Consider the following 21,931-nt stretch of genomic DNA (forward strand, 5'->3'; position numbering starts at 1 on the left):
CGGGCGTAGCGTGGGCAGGATCCACAGACAGGTGCGCCATGAGCCTTGATGAATCCTTTCCCGCCGATGCCGCTTCTGGTGCCGCTTCCGGTGCGGGCCGCCCGCGCGGAGGCCGCGCCGCGCGCCGGGCCGAGCGGGCCGCGCCCTCGGGCCCGCGCGCGCCCTTCATCGTGCGGGGCATCCCGACCTATGACATCCTGGGCGAGGAATCGCTCATCCGGATCGAAGACGCTGCCGACCGCATTCTGGCCGAGACCGGGATCGAGTTCCGCGACGATCCCGAGGCGCTGGACTTGTGGCGCCGGGCAGGGGCCGAGATGGACGGTGTGCGGGTGCGCTTTCCCAGGGGGATGCTGCGCGAGATCCTGAAAACCGCGCCGTCCGAGTTCACCCAGCACGCGCGCAACCCTGCCAACAACGTGCAGATCGGCGGCAGGAACGTCGTCTTCGCGCCCGCCTATGGCAGCCCCTTCGTGATGGATCTGGATCGCGGGCGGCGGTTCGGAACGCTGGAGGATTTCGAGAATTTCGTGAAACTCGCGCAGTCGAGCCCGTGGCTGCACCATTCCGGCGGCACGATCTGCGAGCCGACCGATATCGCCGTCAACAAGCGGCATCTGGACATGGTCTATGCCCATATCCGCTATTCGGACCGGGCGTTTCTGGGATCGGTCACGGCCGAGGAGCGGGTCGAGGATTCGATCGACATGGCCCGGCTGGTCTTCGGGACGGACTTCACCGACGCGAATTGCGTGATCATGGGGAATTTCAACGTCAACTCGCCGCTGGTCTGGGACGGAACGATGACGCGCGGCATGCGGGCCTATGCCCGGGCCAATCAGGGCGTGGTTCTGGTGCCGTTCATCCTGGGCGGCGCGATGGGGCCGGTGACGAGCGCGGGGGCCATCGCGCAGGCGCTGGCCGAGACGATGGCGGGCTGCGCGCTGACGCAGCTTGTCCGTCCGGGCGCGCCGGTCGTGTTCGGCAATTTCCTGTCGTCGATGTCGCTCAGATCCGGCTCGCCCACTTTCGGCACGCCCGAACCCGCCATCGGCTCGATGGTGATCGGCCAATTGGCGCGCAGGCTGGGTCTGCCGCTGCGCTGCTCGGGGAATTTCACCAATTCGAAACTGCCCGACGCGCAGGCGATGATGGAAGGCACGATGTCGATGCTGGCGGCGGTGCAATGCGGGGCGAATTACGTGCTGCATTCGGCCGGGTTCCTCGATGGACTGCTGTCGATGTCCTACGAGAAATTCATGCTCGACTGCGACCTGTGCGGGGCGCTGCATTCTTATCTGAAGGGCGTGGTCGTCGATGACGACCATCTGGCGGTCGATGCCTTTGCCGAGGTCGGGCCCGGCAACCATTTCTTCGGCTGCGCGCACACGCTGAAGCATTACGAAACCGCGTTCTGGGACAGCGAGCTGAGCGACAACGAACCGTTCGAGAAATGGGAGGCGAACGGGTCCGAGGATGCGGCGATCCGCGCGAACCGGCTGTGGAAGGCGCGGCTGGCCTCGTATCAGGCGCCGGCGCTCGATCCGGGGATCGACGAGGCGCTGGGTGACTTCATGGCGCGGCGCAAGACCGGCACGCCGGATCAGTGGTACTGAACAGGCCGACCTTCCCGCCCTTGACCCGGCGCGGTGGCGCGCTTGATCGGCTCTTGGCGGCGGGTGCGATCCGGGGCATCTTGCGCGCCAGCCAAGAGGGAGATCCGGCATGGCAAGACCCTGGGCGACGCCCGGGCAGGTTATCGGTTTGCTGGGCGGGTCCTTCGATCCGCCGCATGAGGGCCATGTCCATCTGACGCGCGAGGCGCTCAAGCGGCTGGGGTTGGACCGGGTGTGGTGGCTGGTGAGCCCCGGCAACCCGATCAAGGCCAATCCGCCCGCGCCGCTGGCCGACCGGGTCGCGGCCTCGCGCCGGATCATGCGGCATCCGGCGGTGACGATCACCGATCTGGAAGCCCGGTTCGGAACGCGCGCGACGGTGGATACTTTGGCCGCCTTGCAGCGCGCCTATCCGCTGGTACGCTTCGTGTGGCTTATGGGGGCGGACAATCTGGCCGGGTTCCATCAATGGGACCGCTGGCCCGAGATCATGGCCCGCGTGCCCGTCGCGGTGTTCGCCCGTCCCGGCCAGCGGATGCGGGCGCTGCATTCGCGCGCGGCCCAGCGATTCGAACACGCCCGGATCCGCGGCGCGGAGATCCGGCGGCTGGGTCAGGCCGAGCCGCCGGCCTGGGCCTATCTGGACATGCCGATGCGGCATATTTCCTCGACCCAGCTGCGCGCGCAGCGCAAAATCGCCCTCTGACCGACAGGAATCCGCCCAAGATTAATCGCTTTGAGCGGGCAGATTTGATGTAAGGTAAGACCGGATTAAGGTTGTGACCCAGCATTTGAATGAATCAGGTTTGACGATGGTTGGTAAAGGTCGCGGGTTGAGCAGACGCGGACTGCTGGCGGGATTGCTGGCCAGTGCCGCCTCGCCGGTTCTGGCCCGCGCGCCCAGCCGCTCGCCCTTGCCGCCCGCGCGTCCCGAAACCAACCGTTTCGCGGCTCTTGCTCTGGACGAGCCCGTCCGGCAGGCGCCGCTCAGTTCGTTGTCCTCGGTTCTGCAGGCGGCGAATATCAGCGGCGAGACGGCGCTGATCGCGGTCGATGCGCAAACCGGCGCGCTGATCGAAGAGCACCGCGCGGATCTTCTGGTGCCGCCTGCCAGCACGGCGAAGGCGCTGACGGCGATGTATGCGCTGCACATGCTGGGCGCCGAACATCGCTTCATCACCCGGGTCGAAGCGCGGGGTGGCGCGATCGCGTCCGGGGTCCTGACCGGCGATCTGGTCCTGCGGGGCGGCGGCGATCCGACTTTGCAGACCGCGCATCTGGCGGAACTGGCCGACCAGCTGATCGCGCGCGGATTGCGCCGGGTCGAAGGGCGGTTCCTGTTGGATGACGGCGCGCTGCCGGTGCTGGAACAGATCGACCCGACGCAGCCGGTCGCGGCCGGGTATAACCCGGCGGTGGGCGGGCTGAACCTGAATTTCAACCGGGTCTATTTCGGCTGGGAGACGCTGAACGGGCGCGCGGCCTTGTCGATGGATGCCCGCTCGGGGTCCGAAGTGCCCCCCGTCTCGGTCATCGGGATCGAGGCCGTGGCGCGCGATTTCCCGGTTTACACCTATGCCAGCCGGGGCGGGCGCGAGACATGGACCGTCGCCGCCAGCGCGCTGGGCGGATCGGGCTCGCGCTGGTTGCCGGTGCGCCATCCGACGGAATATGCAGGCGACGTGCTGCGGGCGATGCTGCGCGCGCGGGGCTGCGAGCTGCCCGAGCCGCGCCGCGCCAGCGTGCCGGCGGGGGCGATTCTGGCCGAGTATCGCTCGGCCACGCTGCCCGGCGTGCTGCGCGAGATGCTGCGGTATTCGACCAATATCACCGCCGAATGCGCGGGGCTCAGCGCCTCGTTGCGGCGGGGCGGCGAGGTGCGGTCGCTCGCGGGGTCGGCCGACCGGATGAATGACTGGCTGGCCGAGCGCTACGGCGCGCAGGGGCTCGCGCTGGTCGATCACTCGGGCCTGTCCGACGAATCCCGCGTCTCGGCGCGGGCGATGGCCGATTATCTGGTGGCGGCGCGGCGCGAGAACATCCTCCCCGACCTGCTGCGCGAGCATCCGATGCGCGATGCCAGCGGCGCGCCGATGGCCTCGCATCCGGTCGAGGTTCGCGCCAAGACCGGCACGCTGAATTTCGTCTCGGCGCTGGCGGGATACGCCCAGCCGCGCGGCGGTCGCGAGATCGTGTTCGCCATCGTCAGCGCCGACATGGCGCGGCGGCGCACGATCCGGGACGAGGATTCCGAGCGTCCGCCGGGCGCCCGGACCTGGACCGCGCGGGCGCGCAACCTGCAACAAACGCTGATCGAGCGGTGGTCGGCGCTACACGGCTGAGGCCGCAGACGGCGCCTATCCGGGGACGCCCCGGCCCGCCCCGATCAAGGCTGGGCGAAGCGGGCGCGGGCGCCGCGTTCGATGGCGGCGGCGTGCAGGCGGTCGAGATCCAGCTCGAAGCGCATTTCCTCGAGCATCCGCAGCTCGGTCTGGCGCAACTGCCCGTCCGAGGCGGCGACGTCGCAGGACAGGGCATAGGCGGTCTCGAACAGCCGCGGGGGCAGGTTTTCGCGGATCAGGCCGAACAGCGCGTCAAGCCCGTCCTCTTCTTCCATCAGGTCGAACACGGTCTGCGAGACGATCTTGATGCGGTCGGCGTCATAGCCCGAGAAAACCGGCAGATGCGCGACGATCTGTTCGATGGCCAGCAATTCCTCGGTCCGGATCGCGCTGTCGGCGACCGACGCCATGAGCATCACCGCAACAAGGCAGTCCTGCGGAGACAGGGAAGAGGAAGTGTCGTTCATGGCATGTCCTGTAGTGGTTCGGGTGCAGAATATTGACTGGAACCGGGCCGGGCAATAGGAAGCCCGGGTTCAGATGGGCCGCAAGGGCGCGCCCGACAACACGAAAGAGCGAGACATGACTTCTCTGCGCGATGCTGCGATGACTTCCAAGGCCTGGCCCTTCGAAGAGGCCCGCCGCCTGCTGAAACGCTACGAGAAGAAGGCGCCGGAAAAGGGCTATGTGCTGTTCGAGACGGGCTATGGCCCCTCGGGACTGCCGCATATCGGCACGTTCGGCGAGGTCGCGCGCACGACGATGATCCGGCGTGCTTTCGAAGTGATCTCGGACATTCCCACCCGGCTGATCTGTTTCTCGGACGATATGGACGGGATGCGGAAGGTGCCGGAAAACGTGCCGCAGCAGGATCTTCTGAAGGCCAATATCCAGAAACCCCTGACCTCGGTCCCCGATCCGTTCGGCGAATACGAAAGCTTCGGGCACCACAACAACGCCATGCTGCGGCGGTTCCTCGATACGTTCGGGTTCGAATACGAATTCTACTCGGCCACCGATTACTACAAGTCGGGCCAGTTCGACGCGGTGCTGCTGCGCGCCTGCGAACGCTATGACGACATCATGGCCGTGATGCTGAAATCGCTGCGCGAAGAGCGTCAGCAGACCTATTCGTGCTTCCTGCCGATCCATCCCGAAACCGGGCGCGTCCTGTATGTCCCGATGAAAGAGGTGAACGCCAAGGACGGCACGATCACCTTCGATGACGAGGACGGGCGCGAATGGACGCTGCCGGTCACGGGCGGGCAGGTGAAGCTGCAATGGAAGCCCGATTTCGGCGCGCGCTGGGCCGCGCTGGATGTCGATTTCGAGATGTATGGCAAGGATCACAGCACGAATACGCCGATCTACGATCGGATTTGTGAAATTCTCGGCGGCAAGAAGCCCGAGCATTTCACCTACGAGCTGTTCCTCGACGAGAATGGCGAGAAGATCTCGAAATCCAAGGGCAACGGCCTGACGATCGACGAATGGCTGACCTATGCCTCGTCGGAGAGCCTGTCCTATTTCATGTTCCAGAAGCCCAAGACCGCCAAGCGGCTGTGGTGGGACGTGATCCCCAAGGCGATGGACGAATACCACCAGCAGCTGCGCGCCTATCCCGGTCAGTCGGTCGAGCAGCAGCTGGCCAATCCGGTCTGGCATATCCACGGCGGCAAGGTGCCGGAGTCGGACATGGTGGTGCCGTTCTCGATGCTCTTGAACCTTGCCTCGGTCGCCGGGGCGCAGGATGCGGCGGGGCTGTGGGGTTTCATCAAGCGCTATGCGCCCGAGGCCTCGCCCCAGACGCATCCGCAGCTCGATCAGGCGGCGGGCTTCGCGGTGCGGTATTTCAACGATTTCGTGGCGCCCAAGCGGACCTTCCGCCTGCCCACCGACAGCGAGCGCGCGGCAATCGAGGATCTGGCGGCGCGGCTGCGCACCTGGGGCGGCGGGCTGGATGCCGAAGCGCTGCAATCCGAGGTCTTCGCGGTCGGCAAGGCGCATGGGTTCGAGAACCTGCGCGAATGGTTCCAGGCGCTCTACGAGGTGCTGCTGGGTCAGAGCCAGGGCCCGCGTTTCGGCGGCTTCATCGCGCTTTACGGCATCGACGAGACGGTCGCGCTGATCGACAAGGCGCTGTCGGGCGAACTGGTCGCCTGAGCCGCGATACCGGCACGAACGGACGCCCCCGCAGCTTTCTGCGGGGGTGTTTGCGTTTTGCGGCCGGCGCTGGGCGTGTTAGGGCGCAGGCATGACAGACCAGCCCGCTTACGCCCCGCTCAACACGCTGAAGCCCGTGGCCGAGGATCTCTGGATCGTCGATGGTCCGGTCATCCGGTTCTATGGACTGCCGTTCACAACGCGGATGACGGTGATCCGGCTGCCCGATGGCGGGCTTTGGGTGCATTCGCCGATTGCCCCGGATTCGGGGCTGATGGCGGAAATCGAGGCGCTGGGCCCCGTCCGCCATCTGATCGCGCCGAACTGGATCCATTACGCCTATGTGCCGGACTGGCAGGCGCGCTATCCCGATGCGGTGACATGGGCCGCGCCGGGCGTACGCGAGCGGGCGCAGTCGCGGGGGGTGGCGTTGCGGATCGACCATCTGCTGGACAGCACGGCGCCGGATGATTGGGCCGGGGTGATCGATCAGGAACTGGTCGCGGGCAGCAGCATCCATCACGAGGTGGCTTTCTTCCATCGTCCCTCGCGCAGTCTGGTCCTGACCGACCTGATCGAGAATCTCGAGCGCCGCGCGGTGCCCGTCTGGCTGGTCCCGCTGTTGATGATGGCGGGCAATCTGGACCCCGACGGCAAGACGCCGCGCGACATGCAGATGACCTTTCGCAAGGGCCGGGACGCCGCGCGCGCCTCGGCCCGGCGGATCGTCGGCTGGGCGCCCGAGCGGGTCATCCTGGCGCATGGCCGCTGGTATGCGCAGAACGGCGAAGCGGAACTGAGGCGGGCCTTTCGCTGGATCCTATGACGGGCCGGGGCCGGGTAAGTCGAGGGGTGGGTCGAGGCTGCCGATCATCTGTTCGGACAGCTCGCGGATCAGCTTGCGGCGGAAGGTTTCGGCGAAGTGCCGGTGGGTCGGCGCGTATTCCACGAACGCGCCCGGCCCGTGGCGCACATGGCGCTCGAACCATGCGCGGATCGTGCTTTCATGCCCGCCGATGGCCAGCCCGTTGACGGTGATCGCCGAGAAATCCGTGTCGCGATAGACGACCTGCGGATGCGGCCCGGCATTGGTCTGTCCGTCGCCCGACAGGTCCAACGTTTGCCATGTGCAGGCGGGGGCGGCGTCAAAGAGCGCGTGGGCATAGGCCAGCGCGGGGCCGATCGCGGTCAGGCTGTCAAAGCGCCGTTCGTTCAGCAGGATGCGCTGCGCCAGCGCGTCGATGGCGGCGGCACTGTCGAGCAGTGTCCAGTCCGCCAGCAATGCCTGTTCGCGGAGTCCCGCCCATTCGAACACCGCCAATGCGACGGGTTCGGGCGGGTCAAGGATCAGCCGGCGGATCGCGGGGTCAAAAAGGGCGGCGACAATGCCGTCGATCTGGAGCCGGTAATCGGCCTCGTCCACCGAGCGCGAGACGTCGAAACCCAGCGCCAGCGCCAGCCGGCAGGCCTGCGCGGGCTGGGGCAGGAACAAATGTGCCGCCGCGAGCGCGGCCCCGATCAGGGCGCGCCACGACGCGCTGGAGCGCGGGAATGTCGGGCGGGGCGTCATGGCGCGAAGTCTGCCACAGGTCCGGCGGGCTGTCGCCGGGTTCGGCACCCAGTGATCCACCGGGGATGCCGCTGCGTAATCCCGGTAACACAGGAGGTAGCCATGATCCGTTTCCGCCGACTCTCCCTGCTTTTGTCGTTTCTCGCTTTCGGCGCGCTGGCCCTGCCGGCCAGCGCGCAAGAGCGAACCCCGCCGCAGCTCATCGACGCGCAGATCGACGCGTTCCGCGACGGCGATTTCGTCACTGCGTTCGGCTTCGCCTCGACCGAGTTGCGGGCGATCTTCGGCACGCCCGAGGCGTTCGGGCGCATGGTGCGACAAGGTTATCCGATGGTGCTGGACCCCGCCGAGATCCGCTACCTGGATCAGGGCGAGCGGGGCGGCGCCGTGGTGCAGCGGGTGCTGATCCTTGACCGCGACGGGCGGTCGTACCTGCTGGAATACCTGATGCGCGGCACGGGCGCGGAGATGCGGATCGCGGGCGTCAGCATCCTGCCGGAAACCGGCACCGGGGTCTGACGCTCAGCCGCGCCAGAGCTTCCACCATGCGCCCCAGCGCGCGGCCAGGGCTGCACCCGGCTCGCCCAGAAGGCGCCGGGCGAGCGGGTCGGCGCGGTCTGCGAGCGCCCGGGCCTCTTGCCGGGCGAGCGTGACCAGAGGCGCCGCGCCGGGCTGGCCGTCAAGCCTGTCGGCCAACAGCATCCGGTCGCGCGCATCGCCCAGAAACTCGCCCAGATCGTCGGCCACCGCGCGATGCGGGGCGATCATCCGGGGCCATGCCGGTTCCAGCAGCGTTGCGTGATACCAGTGAGTTTTCAGACGCTTGCGGGCGGTGTGAAAGGCATCGTCACCGCCGGTGTCGCGCCAGCTGTCCAGCGCCGCGCGGGCCTCGTCCACGCCTTGCGCCAGTCCGGGCGCCAGCAGGCCGAAGCCCCGCGCATCGAAGCGCCAGTCCGCGATACGCGCGCGGATCGCGGCGATCTCGGCCCGGTGGCGGAGAAGCGCCTCGTCCGGCGCGGGGCCGTCCGGCGTAAGGTCCCGCGCGAGCGCGTCGCGCAGCGCCGCCGCCTGCGGGCGGGGCAGGGCCACCTCGGCGGCAAGGCGGTCGAACAGTGCCAGCATCACGTCGCGGTCGCGCAGCGCCGAGATCCCCTGTCCGGCCCGGCGCAGCGCGCGGTTCTCGCGCTTGTAGCCGCCAAAGCGGGGCCGGATCAGCCGCAGCAGCGCGCGGGTCTTTTTCACGTTCTTGCGCAGCTCGTGCAGGCCCGCCGCATCGACCTCGCCCGCGTCGATCAGGGCGAGCGAGGCGTCGAGCCGTTTGCGCGCGATCCGCCTGACGCCACGCGCCGCATCGCGGTCGCCGCGTTTGAACCTGTAGGCCATGCTGACATTCCTTTCCGTCCGGCCGCTTCCCCGTATTTAGGCGCCTGGGCGTGCCGTGCAACGCGCGGTGGCCTCAATCCGGTTTAAGCGCGCCTTGCTACCCCCTGTCGACGACGGATCGCGCCCTCGCGGTCCCGCACCGAGCGTTTCTAGACAGGGGTCTGACATGAACAAGGCAGTGACCGAGGGGCTGATCCTGATGCCGCCTCCCTTCGCGGACGGGCTGGGCGTGTGGTCGAGCGGCGACGGCACGCCCGGCTCGCCCACCTATGACGGCGCAGCGAACGCGGCCTTCGTGCCCTCGGACCCCGATTTCGAGGGCTGTCTGGAGCTGCTGAAGACCGACGGCACGCAAAAGCTGCGCTGGATGGGGCAGATGCCAGTGCTGAACGGGTTGTACCTGCGCGTCACTGCGCGGGTGAAGGCGATGTCGGGCGCGCTGCCGAATGTGCGCATCGCGGGCTTTGCGGCCAATGCCAACAACTCGGCCTTCGGCGGCGTGGTGCTGAACGGGCCGGCCACCGCGCTGACCACCTATGGCGAGATCGTCGAGGTGAGCGCGATCATTGCCACCGCCGCGCGCACCGGCGTCGATATGGCGTGGCCCGGCGTGCATCACGGCTTCGTCGGGCTGGACCTGACCGGGCCGAATGGCGGGATCGTGCGGGTCGACGACATCACCATCGAGGATGTCACCGGCTTCTGGCTGCGCGACATGATGGACTGGGTCGATGTGCGCGATTATGGCGCGGTGGGGGACGGCACGACCGACGACCACGCCGCATTCATCGCCGCGCGCAACGCCGCGGTGAACAGCGGGCGCACGCTTCTGGTTTCGGAGGGCACGTTTCATATCGGCGACACGCTGACGCTGGAATGCCCGGTGCGGTTCCAGGGCACCTTGTCGATGCCCGCGGCCGCGCGGCTGCAGATGACGAAGAATTTCGACTTCCCCAGCTATGCCGCCGCCTTCGGCAGCGAGGGGCTGGGCCTGCGCAAGGGCTTGCAGGCGCTGTTCTGGTACACCGATCACGACACCTTCGATCTGAAGGGCCGGCGGATCCTTCTGGATGCGCCCATCGACCTGGCCGAGACGACGGGGCTCGATTATTATGCGATCCGGCGCGTCGTGTGCAACGGGTTGATCGAGGCCAATGACCTGCCCACATGGAACACGGTGACGGTCAGCTCGCAGGCCACCTATTCGCCCGGCCAGCCCAATGTCCTGACCAATGTGGGCAATGTCGCGAATGTTCCGGTGGGGGCGCGGGTTTCGGGCTCGGGCGTGGGGCGCGAGGTCTATGTCCGCGCGCGCAACATCAGCGCGGGCACGCTGACGCTGAGCCAGCCGCTGCACGGCGCCAGCGGAACCCAATGGTACACGTTCGAGCGGTTCCAGTACATTCTGGACATGTCCGGGTTCGGCACGCTCGAACGCTTCGAGCTGGCCGATATCGAGTTCCAGTGCAAGAATATCTGCTCGGCGCTGAACCTGTCCACGCAGGGGCCGGTCTTCAGCCTGCGCAACTGCACCTTCAACCGGCCGAAGGACAAGGCGATCACCTCGATCGGGCGGGGCTGCCAGGGGATGCTGGTCGACAATTGCATCTTCCTGTCCTCGGAATCCGATATGCGCGCGCAGGACCGCGTGTCGGTCGCGATCAACGTCAACGCCAACGACGTCAAGTTGCGCGACAATCTGGTGCAGCGTTTCGGACGGTTCGCGGTGATGGCGGGGACCTATCACCTGATCGCGAACAACCATTTCTATCACGGCGATAACGAGCAGAACGCGGTCCGGCAGGCGGGGATCGTGCTGGCCTATCCCAACACGGTGACCACGATCACCGGCAATTACATCGACAACAGCTTCATCGAGCACACGAACGAATACGACCCGACGCCGAATTTCAGCAATGAATACAGCTTCGGCGGGTTGTCGATCACCAACAACATCTTCCTTGTGTCCAACGTGATCTCGAGCTTCCGGTTCATCGTGATCAAGCCCTATGGCAGCGGGCATTTCGTGTCCGGGCAGGTGGTGACGGGCAATGTGTTCCGCACGGTGAACGCGACGCCGGCCCGCGCCGACGGGGTCAATTCGACCTATGCGGATCTTAATTACGGGCTGTTTCGCAACGTGATCTGGCAGCACAACACCTATAACGGCATCGCGGTCCAGACCGAGAGCCCGATGACGATCCGCCACAACCAGAACACCGCCGCGACCAGCTGGACGATCTATACCGGCGGCAAGCTGCCCTTCAACGGCTACGCACGGACGGTGAGCGCCCTGGTGATGGAGGGGCAGGCCAATGGTCCCGCGAACGAGGTACGCACCGGGATGCCCTATGCGAATGTGCAGCAGGGCACCAACCGCAACGAGGTACGGCTGACATGGCCGAGCGCGACGCGGGGGCGGGCGGTGATCACCATCCGGGGCGACAACCCGCTCTGAGTCTGATCGCGACGCGGCAGGCAGGGCCGGCATCCTTCGGGTGCCGGCCTTGTTTTTTTGGCGATAACGGCTGAGTCGCCGCGCCGGCGAATCAGCGGCGCTTCCGGGTGTGTAACCTGGGGTTGTGCGGGCAGGCCGGGGCAGCCGGATGGACGCTGCGTCAAGCGGCCGCGGCACCGCGTCGAAGCGTGAACCTCACGACTTTGTCAACGGCGCTGTGCGCGTTGACTTTTTCGCCCTCGCCACGCCGCTGAAAAACATGGCGGAATTGCGGCCATGCGTCGCGCGATTTACAGTTTGCCAAGAAGTCGGTGAAGAAATTTACAAAAAATCCTATAATAAAAAAAGAGTTATCAAAAAATTGACCGATACGCTAAGATCGATCCCGGAGTGAGGAAGGCCGTATCCGATGCCGCCCGCAGGGTCGGGCAAGGCGCGGGGCGGCCCCAAGGCAGGAGGATCGCAGATGTCGGATCTGGCACAGGCGGGCGTGTATCCCGCGTCGGCGGAGTTCACGCAGAAGGCGCATGTCGACGCCGAGAAGTACGAGGCGATGTACGCCGAGTCGGTCGACAACCCCGAGGCGTTCTGGGCCGAGCACGGCAAGCGGATCGACTGGATCAAGCCCTATACCAAGGTCAAGAACACCACATTCGAGTTCGGCAAGGTCGATATCAAGTGGTTCGAGGACGGCGTGCTGAACGTCGCCCATAACTGCGTCGACCGCCATCTGGCGACGCGCGGCGACCAGACCGCGATCATTTTCGAACCCGACGATCCTCAGGATCCGGCGCAGCACATCAGCTACAAACAGCTGTCGGAAAACGTGAACCGGATGGCCAACGTGCTGCTGTCGCAGGGCGTGATGCGGGGCGACCGCGTGGTGATCTACCTGCCGATGATCCCCGAGGCGGCCTATGCGATGCTGGCCTGCGCGCGGATCGGCGCCATCCATTCCATCGTCTTCGCGGGCTTTTCGCCCGATGCGCTGGCCAACCGGATCAACGATTGCGGCGCCAAGCTGGTGATCACCGCCGACACCGCCCCGCGCGGCGGGCGCCGTACGGCGCTGAAATCGAATACCGACGCGGCCCTGCTGCACTGCTCGGACAAGGTCCGCTGCCTAGTCGTCAAGCATACCGGCGATCAGACCAGCTGGATCGACGGGCGCGACGTGGACGTCAAGTACCTGATGAAACACGCCTCGCCCGATTGTCCGCCGCGCCCGATGAACGCCGAGGATCCGCTGTTCATCCTGTATACCTCGGGCTCGACCGGCAAGCCGAAGGGCGTCGTGCATTCCTCGGGCGGGTATCTGGTCTATGCGGCGATGACGCATGAGTTGACCTTCGACTACCACGAGGGCGACGTGTTCTGGTGCACCGCCGATGTGGGCTGGGTCACGGGGCACAGCTATATCATCTATGGCCCCCTCGCGAACGGCGCGACGACGCTGATGTTCGAAGGCGTGCCGACCTATCCCGATGCAGGCCGCTTCTGGGCCGTGTGCGAAAAGCACAAAGTCAACCAGTTCTACACCGCCCCCACCGCCATTCGTGCACTGATGGGGCAGGGGAGCGAATGGGTCGAGAAATACGACCTGTCGTCGCTGAAACTTCTGGGCTCGGTCGGCGAGCCGATCAACCCCGAAGCGTGGAACTGGTACAACACGCATGTCGGCAAGGGGAATTGCCCGATCGTCGACACGTTCTGGCAGACCGAAACCGGCGGCCACATGCTGACCCCGCTGCCGGGCGCCATTCCGGCGAAGCCCGGCTCGGCCACCAAGCCTTTCTTCGGGGTGAAGCCCGTGGTTCTGGACCCGACCAGCGCCGAGGAGCAGAAGGACACCAAGGCCGAGGGCGTGCTGTGCATCGCCGATAGCTGGCCGGGCCAGATGCGCACCGTCTGGGGCGATCACGAGCGTTTCCAGGAGACGTATTTCAGCCAGTACAAGGGCTATTACTTCACCGGCGACGGCTGCCAGCGCGACGAGGACGGCTATTACTGGATCACCGGGCGCGTGGATGACGTGATCAACGTCTCGGGCCACCGGATGGGCACGGCAGAAGTCGAAAGCGCGCTGGTGGCGCATGCCAAGGTCGCAGAGGCCGCGGTGGTGGGCTATCCGCACCCGGTCAAGGGGCAGGGCATCTACGCCTATGTCACGCTCATGAACGACATCGAGCCGTCGGAGGATCTGCGCAAGGAACTGGTGAAATGGGTCCGCACCGAGATCGGGCCGATTGCCTCGCCCGACCTGATCCAGTGGGCGCCGGGCCTGCCGAAAACCCGCTCGGGCAAGATCATGCGCCGCATCCTGCGCAAGATCGCCGAGGACGATTTCGGCGCGCTGGGCGATACCTCGACGCTGGCCGACCCGTCGGTGGTCGATGACCTGATCGCCAACCGCATGAACAAGAGCTGACGGGGGCCGGGCGCATGAGCGAGACGATGACCAAGGGCGCCGTGCTGATCCTGCTGGGCCCGCCGGGCGCGGGCAAGGGGACGCAGGCCCGGATGCTGGAGGAGCGTTTCGGGCTGGTGCAATTGTCGACCGGCGACCTGTTGCGCGCGGCGGTGGCCGCGGGCACCGAGGCGGGCCTGGCCGCAAGGTCGGTGATGGAGGCCGGCGGGCTTGTCTCGGACGAGATCGTGCTGGCGATCCTGAAGGACCGCCTTGCCGAACCCGACACCGCGCGGGGCGTGATCCTGGACGGCTTTCCCCGCACGCCGGGGCAGGCCGAGGCGCTGGATGCGTTGCTGGCCGGGCAGGGGCTGAGCATCTCGGCCGCGATTTCGATGGAGGTCGATGACGCGGCGATGGTGACGCGGGTTTCGGGCCGCTACACCTGCGCGTCCTGCGGCGAGGGCTATCACGACAGCTTCAAGCAGCCGGCGCGGGCCGGGACCTGCGACAAATGCGGCAGCGGCGATTTCAAGCGCCGGGCCGACGACAATGCCGAGACGGTGGGGGCGCGTCTGACCGCCTATCACGCGTCCACGGCACCCCTGATCGCCTATTACGAACAGCGCGGAGTTCTGCGGAGCGTCGATGGCATGGGCGCCATCGACACGATCGCCGCCGATCTCGGTGCCATCGTGACGGACATCACGGGCTGACCGCCGGCTTCCCCGCCCGCAAGCCGGGGGAGCGGAGGGACATTGACAGGCGGGCATCCCGTGGCGGGGTGCCGGCAGGAGGAAAAACCGGGAGGACAAACAATGTCTGACAAATCGGCCAGTGCCTACTGGGCGGCGAATATCAGGCTCATCACCATTTGCCTGGTGATCTGGGCCGTCGCCTCTTTCGGGCTCGGAATTCTTTTGCGCCCGCTTCTTTCGGGCATCCCCGTCGGGGGCACGGATCTGGGCTTCTGGTTCGCCCAGCAGGGTTCGATCCTGACATTCCTGGTTCTGATCTTCTTCTATGCCGCGCGCATGAACAAGATCGACCGGGAATTCGGCGTCGACGAGCAGTAAGGGAGCGGGGGAGATATGGATCAGTTCACTCTCAACCTGATCGTGGTGGGGCTGTCTTTCGCCCTCTACATCGGGATCGCGATCTGGGCCCGTGCCGGGTCCACGTCGGAATTCTACGCCGCCAACCGGGGCGTGCACCCGGTTCTCAACGGCATGGCGACCGCAGCCGACTGGATGTCGGCGGCCTCGTTCATCTCGATGGCCGGGATCATCGCCTTCGTGGGCTATGACAACTCGACCTACCTGATGGGCTGGACCGGCGGCTACGTGCTGCTGGCGCTGCTGCTCGCGCCCTATCTGCGCAAGTTCGGCCGCTTCACTGTGCCCGATTTCATCGGCGACCGCTTCTACAGCCAGACCGCCCGTATCGTGGCCGTCATCGCGCTGCTGGTCATCTCGATCACCTACGTGATCGGCCAGATGGCGGGCGCGGGCGTCGCGTTCTCGCGCTTCCTCGAAGTCAGCAGCTCGACGGGTCTGTGGATCGCCTCGGCGGTGGTGTTCTGCTACGCGGTTCTGGGCGGCATGAAGGGCATCACCTATACCCAGGTGGCCCAGTACTGCGTGCTGATCATCGCCTACACGATCCCGGCGATCTTCATCTCGCTGCAGCTGACCGGCACCTTCCTGCCGCAGATCGGCCTGTTCAGCGCCGACAATTCGGGCACGCCGCTTCTGGCGCATCTGGACGGCCTGCTGACCGATCTGGGCTTCCGCGCCTATACCGAGCATCATTCGAACACGCTGGACATGGTTCTGTTCACGCTGGCGTTGATGATCGGGACCGCCGGTCTGCCGCACGTCATCATCCGCTTCTTCACCGTGCCGAAAGTGTCGGATGCCCGCGCCTCGGCCGGGTGGGCGCTGGTGTTCATCGCGCTGCTCTACACCGTGGCTCCGGCCGTGGGGGCGATGGCGCGCTACAACATCACCACCCAGATGTGGCCCGAAGGCGTGACCGGCGAGGCGGTGTCGCTGGAGACCATCCAGACCGACGAGCAGTACAACTGGATGCTTAACTGGCAGACCACCGGCCTGCTGGGCTGGGAAGACAAGAACGGCGACGGCCGGATCCAGTACTACAACGATGCCAGCGCCGACATGCAGGCCATCGCCGCCGAGCGGGGCTGGAACGGCAACGAGCTGACCAACTTCAACCGCGACATCCTCGTGCTGGCCAACCCGGAAATCGCCGGTCTGCCGGGCTGGGTGATCGCGCTGATCGCGGCGGGTGGTCTGGCGGCCGCTCTGTCGACGGCGGCGGGTCTGCTGCTGGCGATCTCGTCGGCGGTGTCGCATGACCTCATCAAGTCGGTGCTCAATCCGGGCATCAGCGAGAAGGGCGAAATGCTGGCCGCGCGGATCTCGATGGCGGTGGCCATCCTGATCGCCACGCTTCTGGGTCTGAACCCTCCGGGCTTCGCGGCCCAGGTGGTTGCCATCGCCTTCGGTCTGGCGGCGGCCTCGCTGTTCCCGACGATCATGATGGGGATCTTCTCGAAGACCATGAACTCGACCGGTGCGGTCGCGGGCATGCTCGTCGGGCTGATCGTCGAGATGGTCTACATCTTCACCTATGTGGGCTGGTTCTTCATTCCCGGCACCAACATGCTGCCGAACACCGCCGATAACTGGCTGTTCGGTATCCAGCCGGCCTCGTTCGGTGTGGTCGCCGCGATCCTGAACTTCATCGTGGCCTATGTCGTGCTTGCCATGACCAAGCCCGCCCCGGCCGAGATCCAGGATCTGGTGGAATCGATCCGCGTGCCGCGCGGCGCCGGTGTGGCCCAGTCGCACTGAGACAGTCGCACTGAGACAGTCGCACTGAGACAGTCGCACTGACCGTCGCACTGAGCTGACGGACAGCGAGAAAACCGGGGGGCGCGGACGCCGCGCCCCCTCTCTCCCCCGAAACACCCCTTGCACCAGGTGTCCCGATGGAACCGCAGATCGAAACGATCATCGCTTTCCTCGAAACGGTGCATCCCTATGACAGCCTGCCGCGCAACGACCTGGTGCGAGTCGCCACGTCCTTCGGCCGCAGGGAATACCGCGCGGGCGATCGCATCTACGAAGCCGGAGAGCCGCTGAAAGGGCTCTACCTGATCAAGCGCGGCTCGGTCGAGGTGACGGACCGCAACGGCGTGCTGGTCTCGATCCTGGGCCCGCGCAACACCTTCGGCGAGCGTGGCCTCATGCGCGACGGTCTGGCGGTGACGACAGCGGCGGCGGTCGAGCCGTCGGTCGTCCTGCTTCTGCCCGAGGCCGAGTGGCGCACCCTGATCGCGGGCGTTCCCGCCTTCGAGCGGTTCTTCAACCGCTCGCGCCCGGCCGAGACGCGGGGCACGGACCTGTCGACGCTCAAGGTCTCGGACCTGATGGCGCGCACGCCGGTGACGCTGCCGCCCGATGCCAGCGTGACCGAGGCCGCGCAGATCATGCGCGACCGGCATATCAGCTCGATCGCGGTCACGCGGGGCGAGGCGCTGAAAGGGCTCATCACCACCCGCGATCTGGCCGAGCGGGTCCTCGCCGCCGAACTGCCCGGCTCGACCTTGCTGGAACAGGTCATGACGCCCGACCCGCTGACGCTGACGCCCGATGCGCTGGGCTCGGACATCCTGCACACGATGCTGGAACGTGGCATCGGCCATGTGCCGGTGGTGCAGGACGGCAAGCTCAAGGGGATCATCACCCAGACCGACCTGACGCGGTTTCAGGCGGTCAGCTCGGCGCTGCTGGTGCGCGATGTCGCCGCCTGCGAAACGCCCGAGGAAATGGCCGAGGTGACGGCGCGCATCCCGCGGCTGCTGCAACAGCTGGTCGCGGCGCATAACGCGCATGAAGTCGTCACGCGGCTGATCACCGATATCGCCGACACGGTGACCCGCCGGCTTCTGAAACTGGCCGAGGCGCAGCTGGGCCCGGCGCCGGTGCCCTATCTGTGGCTCGCCTGCGGCAGCCAGGGGCGGCAGGAGCAGACGGGCGTGTCGGATCAGGACAATTGCCTGATCCTTGACGATGCGGTCACGCCCGATGACCGGACGTATTTCAAGGCGCTGGCGCGTTTCGTCAGCGACGGTCTCAATACGGCGGGCTATGTCTATTGCCCGGGCGACATGATGGCCACGGCCGAGCGCTGGTGCCAGCCGAAAGCGGTCTGGCGGCGCTATTTCCGCGGCTGGATCGACACCCCCAGCCCCGAGGCGCAGATGCTCGCCTCGGTGATGTTCGACCTGCGGCCCATCGGCGGCACCACGGCGCTGTTTCGCGAATTGCAGGAGGAAACGCTGGCGCTGGCGTCGAAGAACTCGATCTTCGTCGCGCATATGATCGCCAATTCGCTCAAGCATCACCCGCCTCTGGGATTGCTGCGGGGTTTTGCCACGATCCGCTCGGGCGAATACAAGAACCATATCGACATGAAGCATAACGGCGTCGTGCCGGTGGCCGATATCGCGCGGGTCTACGCGCTGAGGGGCGAGCTGACCGAGGTCAATACCCGCGCACGGATCGAAGCGGCCGAGGATGCGGGCGTGGTGTCCGTCTCGGGCGCGCGCGACCTGATCGAGGCCTATGACCTGATCGCCTCGCTGCGGCTGGAAAATCAGGCGGCGCTGGTCAAGGCCGGCCGGAAGCCCGACAATTACCTTGCGCCCTCGGACCTGTCCGATTTCGAGCGCAGCCATCTGCGCGACGCCTTCGTCGTCGTGCGTACCATGCAATCGGCCCTGAGCCAGCGAAGCGGTGTGCTGGGGTGAGTGAGGGAGACGCGCTATGCTGATCGACCTGATGGGCGCGCTGGCGACCGGGTTCGGCCTGATGGGGCTGGTTCTGATGCTGAACCGGCTGGTTCTGCGCGGCGCGCTGGGGCGGTGGATCTATCCCGCCAGCGTGGCGGCGGGGATGATCCTGTACACGGTCTGGGCCGAATACACCTGGGCCGACCGCACCATCGACGCGCTGCCGCAGCTTGCGCTGGTGTCCGAGGACGGCGACGCGGTGATCTACCGGCCCTGGACCTATGTCTGGCCGCAGACGACCCGCATGGTGGCGCTGGACCTGTCGCAGACCCGCACCCATCCCCAGCAGCCGGGGCTGGTGATGACGCGGATCGTGCTGATCGGGCGCTGGCAGCCGATGCGGGCGGTGACGGTGGTCTACGACTGCCCCGCCCATCGCCGCGCCGATCTGCGCGAGGGGGTGGCGTTGAACGCCGACGGAACGCTGGAGGGGGCGGACTGGACGGCGCTGGAGCAAGGGGACGCGGCGTTGCGCGCCGCCTGTTCCGCCGTGGAGGAGGAAGTCGATGAGCAAGGCAGCGGAGCCTAAGCGGATCCTCGTCGTCGAGGACGAGGACAATATCGCCGTCGCGCTGGATTACCTGATGACGCGCGAAGGCTACAGCCAGCAACGCATCGCCACCGGCGCCGGCGCCGTCGCGCTGATCCGCGAGACCCGGCCCGACCTGGTGCTTCTGGACGTGATGTTGCCCGAGGTCTCGGGCTACGAGATCTGCCAGGACGTGCGCATGGACCCTTCGCTCAACGAGGTGAAGATCCTGATGATGACCGCGCGCGGCTCGGCGATGGAGCGGCGCAAGGGGCTGGCGATGGGGGCCGATGGCTTCATCTCGAAACCCTTCGAGCTGAAGGCCCTGCGCGCCGAGGTGCGGCGCATCCTGGCCGGCGAGGCACCCGGCGATCTGGATGACGGCGCGCGCGGCGAGGCGCGCCATGCTTGAGCGGCTGAGCCTGCGGCTGCGGATCCTGTTGTTCTTCGCGCTGCTCGCGCTCGGCGCGGTGGCGCTGGTCGCGGCGGGCCTGTGGATTGCCGCGCGGGACACCGGCCTTGCCGCGCTGGCGCCGGAAGTGGTGCAGGGCGCGCTGGTGGCAGGCTTCGGCATGGTCGGGCTGGTCGTCTGGGTCTGGTTCCTGTTCGACAGCCATGTCGCGCGGGCGATCGACGGGCTGGCCGCGGCGATCCGCGCGCGGGCGCATGCCGGGATCGAGCGGGACCTTGCCGCCGAGTCCCGCGCCGCGCGCTATCTGGGCGATCTGGCCCCCGCCGCCGAGGCGGTGACGCGCTCGCTGGTCGAGACGCGCAGCGCGCTGGCCGAAAGCGTCGCGCGCGAAACCACGCGGCTCGCGGCCGAGAAGTCGCGGCTGGAGACGTTGCTGGCCGATGTGCCCGTCGCGGTGCTGCTGTGCTCGGCCGAGCACCAGCTGGCGTTCTACAACGGGCAGGCGGTGGACATCCTGGGCGGCGGCACCGCGCCGGGGTTGGACCGCAACCTGCTGGATTACCTGCGCGAGGGACCGATCCGCCACGCTTACGAGCGGCTGGCAGGGGCGGGGGATCCGGATGCGGCGTCGGATCTTCTATGCGCCACGGCGTCGGGCGGGCGGCTTCTGGCCGGGCGGATGCGGGTGTTGCGGCGGCGCGAAGAGGGCGTCGCGCCCGGCTATGTGCTTACCCTGCGCGATGTCACCGCCGATATCGCCGCGCATACCAGCCGCGAGGCCCTGCTGAGCGAGATTTTCGAGCGCGTGCGCCGCCCGGCCGCCAACCTGCAGACCGTGATCGGGGTGATGGCCGAGCTGGAGACCGGGGCGGGTGTTCCCGACCTGTCCGCGGCCCTGCGCTCCGAGGTCGAGGCGCTGACGCGGGCGATCACGCAGCTGGGTACGCGGTACGACGCGATCCAGTCGGACTGGCGCCCCTTGGTCAACACCCGCTCGGGCGATCTGCTCGACGGGCTGGCGGCGCGGTTCCAGGCGCATGGGCTGGGGCTGGAAACCCGGAGCCTCGACCTGATCCTGCAGGTCGACGGGTTCGAGATCATCGCCTTCTGGACATGGCTCGCCGATCACATCGCGGCCGAAGGGCTGGCGCGGCGGTTCCGCATCGAGATCGAGGAAGAGGACGGGCCGGGCGCGGTGATGCGGCTGTGCTGGCAGGGCGCGCCCCTGTCGGTGGGGCTGCTCGACGGCTGGCTTCAGGGCTCGCTGGGGCGCGACACGGGCGAGCTGACGGCACGCGCGGTGTTGCAGACCCATGGCACCGAGGCCTGGCCCGAGAGCCATGGCGGGGGGCCGTCGGTTGTGATGCCGATCCGCTCGGTGCGGCGGGCGGGGCGGCGGGTGGCCCCGATCGCGCGCAAGGTGGTCTACGATTTCGAACTGCTGGGCAAGGCGCGCAACGCGGCGGTGGCCGAGACGCGGCTTGAGGATCTGACCTTCGTCGTTTTCGATACCGAGACCACGGGCCTGTCGCCGTCGAGCGACAGCGTCGTGCAGATCGCGGCGGTCCGGCTGGTGAACGGGCGGCGGCTGGAAAACGAGGTCTTCGATACGCTGGTCGATCCGAAGCGCCCGATCCCGCCCGGCTCGACCGATGTGCATGGCATCACCGACAGCATGGTGGTGGGCGCGCCCGACATTGCCGAGGCGGGGCGGCAGTTTCACAAATTCGCCGAGGGTGCGGTGCTGATCGCGCATAACGCGCCCTTCGACATGGAGTTCCTGCGCCGGCAGGAAGCGGCGATCGGCAAGGCTTTCGATCACCCGATCCTGGACACGGTGCTGCTGTCGGCGGTGATCTTCGGCCAGCTGGAACAGCATTCGCTCGATGCGCTGACCGCGCGGCTGGGGATCACCATCCCCGACGAGGCGCGCCATACCGCTTTGGGCGACGCGGTGGCGACGGCAGAAGCCTTCCTGCGGCTGGTGCCGATGCTGAAGGCGCGCGGGCTGTCGACCTTCGGGCAGGTCGTGGCCGAGATGCGCAAGCACGGGCGATTGCTGAAGGATCTGAACGGGTAGGGGTGTTCGGGGAAAGGTGCGTGAGATCACGCACCCTACAGCCGCGCGCGGGATGCCGGCGGGGCAGATAACACGAAGCCCCGCCGGGGCGG

At 66.9% G+C, this 21,931-nt stretch carries 19 protein-coding genes; 16 read left to right on the plus strand and 3 right to left on the minus strand.

Annotated features, from left to right (window positions below):
- Nucleotides 1-38 precede the first annotated feature (38 nt).
- The 3 genes from C4N9_RS10965 (at nucleotide 39) to dacB (ending at nucleotide 3,958) form a co-directional block, all read left to right on the plus strand.
- Nucleotides 39-1,616 (plus strand): trimethylamine methyltransferase family protein, encoded by a 1,578-nt coding sequence (locus C4N9_RS10965; RefSeq protein ID WP_109533370.1) that lies wholly within the window; start codon nucleotides 39-41, stop codon nucleotides 1,614-1,616.
- A 109-nt stretch (nucleotides 1,617-1,725) separates the two neighbouring features.
- A complete protein-coding gene (locus tag C4N9_RS10970; RefSeq protein WP_109533371.1) occupies nucleotides 1,726-2,322 on the plus strand; it encodes a nicotinate-nucleotide adenylyltransferase in 597 nt (198 codons plus the stop codon).
- Nucleotides 2,323-2,449: 127 nt separating this feature from the next.
- Nucleotides 2,450-3,958 (plus strand): D-alanyl-D-alanine carboxypeptidase/D-alanyl-D-alanine endopeptidase, encoded by a 1,509-nt coding sequence (gene dacB / locus C4N9_RS10975; RefSeq protein ID WP_245902518.1) that lies wholly within the window; start codon nucleotides 2,450-2,452, stop codon nucleotides 3,956-3,958.
- A 44-nt stretch (nucleotides 3,959-4,002) separates the two neighbouring features.
- On the opposite strand, the gene C4N9_RS10980 is transcribed toward dacB, so the two are convergent.
- Nucleotides 4,003-4,425: a tellurite resistance TerB family protein gene (locus tag C4N9_RS10980; protein ID WP_109533372.1), complete on the minus strand. Its 423-nt coding sequence runs from the start codon at nucleotides 4,423-4,425 to the stop codon at nucleotides 4,003-4,005.
- A 115-nt stretch (nucleotides 4,426-4,540) separates the two neighbouring features.
- Between C4N9_RS10980 and C4N9_RS10985 the strand changes: the two genes are divergently transcribed.
- A complete protein-coding gene (locus C4N9_RS10985; protein ID WP_109533373.1) occupies nucleotides 4,541-6,121 on the plus strand; it encodes a lysine--tRNA ligase in 1,581 nt (526 codons plus the stop codon).
- A 91-nt stretch (nucleotides 6,122-6,212) separates the two neighbouring features.
- Nucleotides 6,213-6,947: a DUF4336 domain-containing protein gene (locus C4N9_RS10990; protein ID WP_109533374.1), complete on the plus strand. Its 735-nt coding sequence runs from the start codon at nucleotides 6,213-6,215 to the stop codon at nucleotides 6,945-6,947.
- Here the strand turns inward: C4N9_RS10990 and C4N9_RS10995 are convergent.
- The gene (locus C4N9_RS10995; RefSeq protein ID WP_109533375.1) at nucleotides 6,942-7,691 is read right to left on the minus strand and encodes a DUF1194 domain-containing protein; all 750 of its coding nucleotides are present in this window, start codon (nucleotides 7,689-7,691) and stop codon (nucleotides 6,942-6,944) included. The two genes, C4N9_RS10990 and C4N9_RS10995, sit on opposite strands and share 6 nt — an antisense overlap.
- A 102-nt stretch (nucleotides 7,692-7,793) precedes the next feature.
- Between C4N9_RS10995 and C4N9_RS11000 the strand changes: the two genes are divergently transcribed.
- On the plus strand, nucleotides 7,794-8,210 hold the full coding sequence (locus C4N9_RS11000) for a DUF4864 domain-containing protein (RefSeq protein WP_168192204.1): 417 nt from the start codon (nucleotides 7,794-7,796) through the stop codon (nucleotides 8,208-8,210).
- Nucleotides 8,211-8,213: 3 nt separating this feature from the next.
- Here C4N9_RS11000 and C4N9_RS11005 read toward each other — a convergent pair whose 3' ends face one another.
- Nucleotides 8,214-9,074, minus strand: coding sequence for a CHAD domain-containing protein (locus tag C4N9_RS11005; RefSeq protein ID WP_109533376.1), 861 nt, complete (start codon nucleotides 9,072-9,074; stop codon nucleotides 8,214-8,216).
- Between the two features lie 166 nt (nucleotides 9,075-9,240).
- Here C4N9_RS11005 and C4N9_RS11010 point away from each other — a divergent pair, with 166 nt between their 5' ends.
- The 10 genes from C4N9_RS11010 to C4N9_RS11050 all read left to right on the plus strand — a co-directional run bounded on the left by C4N9_RS11010 (nucleotide 9,241) and on the right by C4N9_RS11050 (nucleotide 21,839).
- Nucleotides 9,241-11,532, plus strand: a complete 2,292-nt coding sequence (locus C4N9_RS11010) for a glycosyl hydrolase family 28-related protein (protein ID WP_109533377.1) — start codon at nucleotides 9,241-9,243, stop codon at nucleotides 11,530-11,532.
- 148 nt (nucleotides 11,533-11,680) lie between these two features.
- Nucleotides 11,681-11,926 (plus strand): hypothetical protein, encoded by a 246-nt coding sequence (locus C4N9_RS21670; protein ID WP_146195153.1) that lies wholly within the window; start codon nucleotides 11,681-11,683, stop codon nucleotides 11,924-11,926.
- A 72-nt stretch (nucleotides 11,927-11,998) separates the two neighbouring features.
- On the plus strand, nucleotides 11,999-13,960 hold the full coding sequence (acs, locus tag C4N9_RS11015) for an acetate--CoA ligase (protein WP_109533378.1): 1,962 nt from the start codon (nucleotides 11,999-12,001) through the stop codon (nucleotides 13,958-13,960).
- A 14-nt stretch (nucleotides 13,961-13,974) separates the two neighbouring features.
- Complete coding sequence (locus C4N9_RS11020) at nucleotides 13,975-14,655, plus strand: adenylate kinase (protein ID WP_109533379.1); 681 nt, start codon at nucleotides 13,975-13,977, stop codon at nucleotides 14,653-14,655.
- A 102-nt stretch (nucleotides 14,656-14,757) separates the two neighbouring features.
- On the plus strand, nucleotides 14,758-15,015 hold the full coding sequence (locus C4N9_RS11025) for a DUF4212 domain-containing protein (RefSeq protein ID WP_109533380.1): 258 nt from the start codon (nucleotides 14,758-14,760) through the stop codon (nucleotides 15,013-15,015).
- Nucleotides 15,016-15,030: 15 nt separating this feature from the next.
- Nucleotides 15,031-16,815, plus strand: coding sequence for a sodium:solute symporter family protein (locus C4N9_RS11030; protein ID WP_109533381.1), 1,785 nt, complete (start codon nucleotides 15,031-15,033; stop codon nucleotides 16,813-16,815).
- A gap of 137 nt (nucleotides 16,816-16,952) precedes the next feature.
- Nucleotides 16,953-18,776 (plus strand): putative nucleotidyltransferase substrate binding domain-containing protein, encoded by a 1,824-nt coding sequence (locus tag C4N9_RS11035; RefSeq protein WP_109533382.1) that lies wholly within the window; start codon nucleotides 16,953-16,955, stop codon nucleotides 18,774-18,776.
- A gap of 16 nt (nucleotides 18,777-18,792) precedes the next feature.
- Entirely contained in the window at nucleotides 18,793-19,347 is a 555-nt protein-coding gene (locus C4N9_RS11040) for a hypothetical protein (RefSeq protein ID WP_109533383.1), read from the plus strand.
- The gene (locus tag C4N9_RS11045) at nucleotides 19,325-19,759 is read left to right on the plus strand and encodes a response regulator transcription factor (RefSeq protein ID WP_109533384.1); all 435 of its coding nucleotides are present in this window, start codon (nucleotides 19,325-19,327) and stop codon (nucleotides 19,757-19,759) included. Before C4N9_RS11040 ends, C4N9_RS11045 begins: the two co-directional genes overlap by 23 nt.
- Nucleotides 19,752-21,839, plus strand: a complete 2,088-nt coding sequence (locus C4N9_RS11050) for a 3'-5' exonuclease (RefSeq protein WP_109533600.1) — start codon at nucleotides 19,752-19,754, stop codon at nucleotides 21,837-21,839. The genes C4N9_RS11045 and C4N9_RS11050 overlap by 8 nt, the downstream gene beginning before the upstream one ends.
- The last annotated feature ends 92 nt before the right edge of the window (nucleotides 21,840-21,931 follow it).

The sequence above is a fragment of the Pararhodobacter marinus genome (genome assembly GCF_003122215.1).
GTDB classification, from domain to species: domain Bacteria; phylum Pseudomonadota; class Alphaproteobacteria; order Rhodobacterales; family Rhodobacteraceae; genus Pararhodobacter; species Pararhodobacter marinus.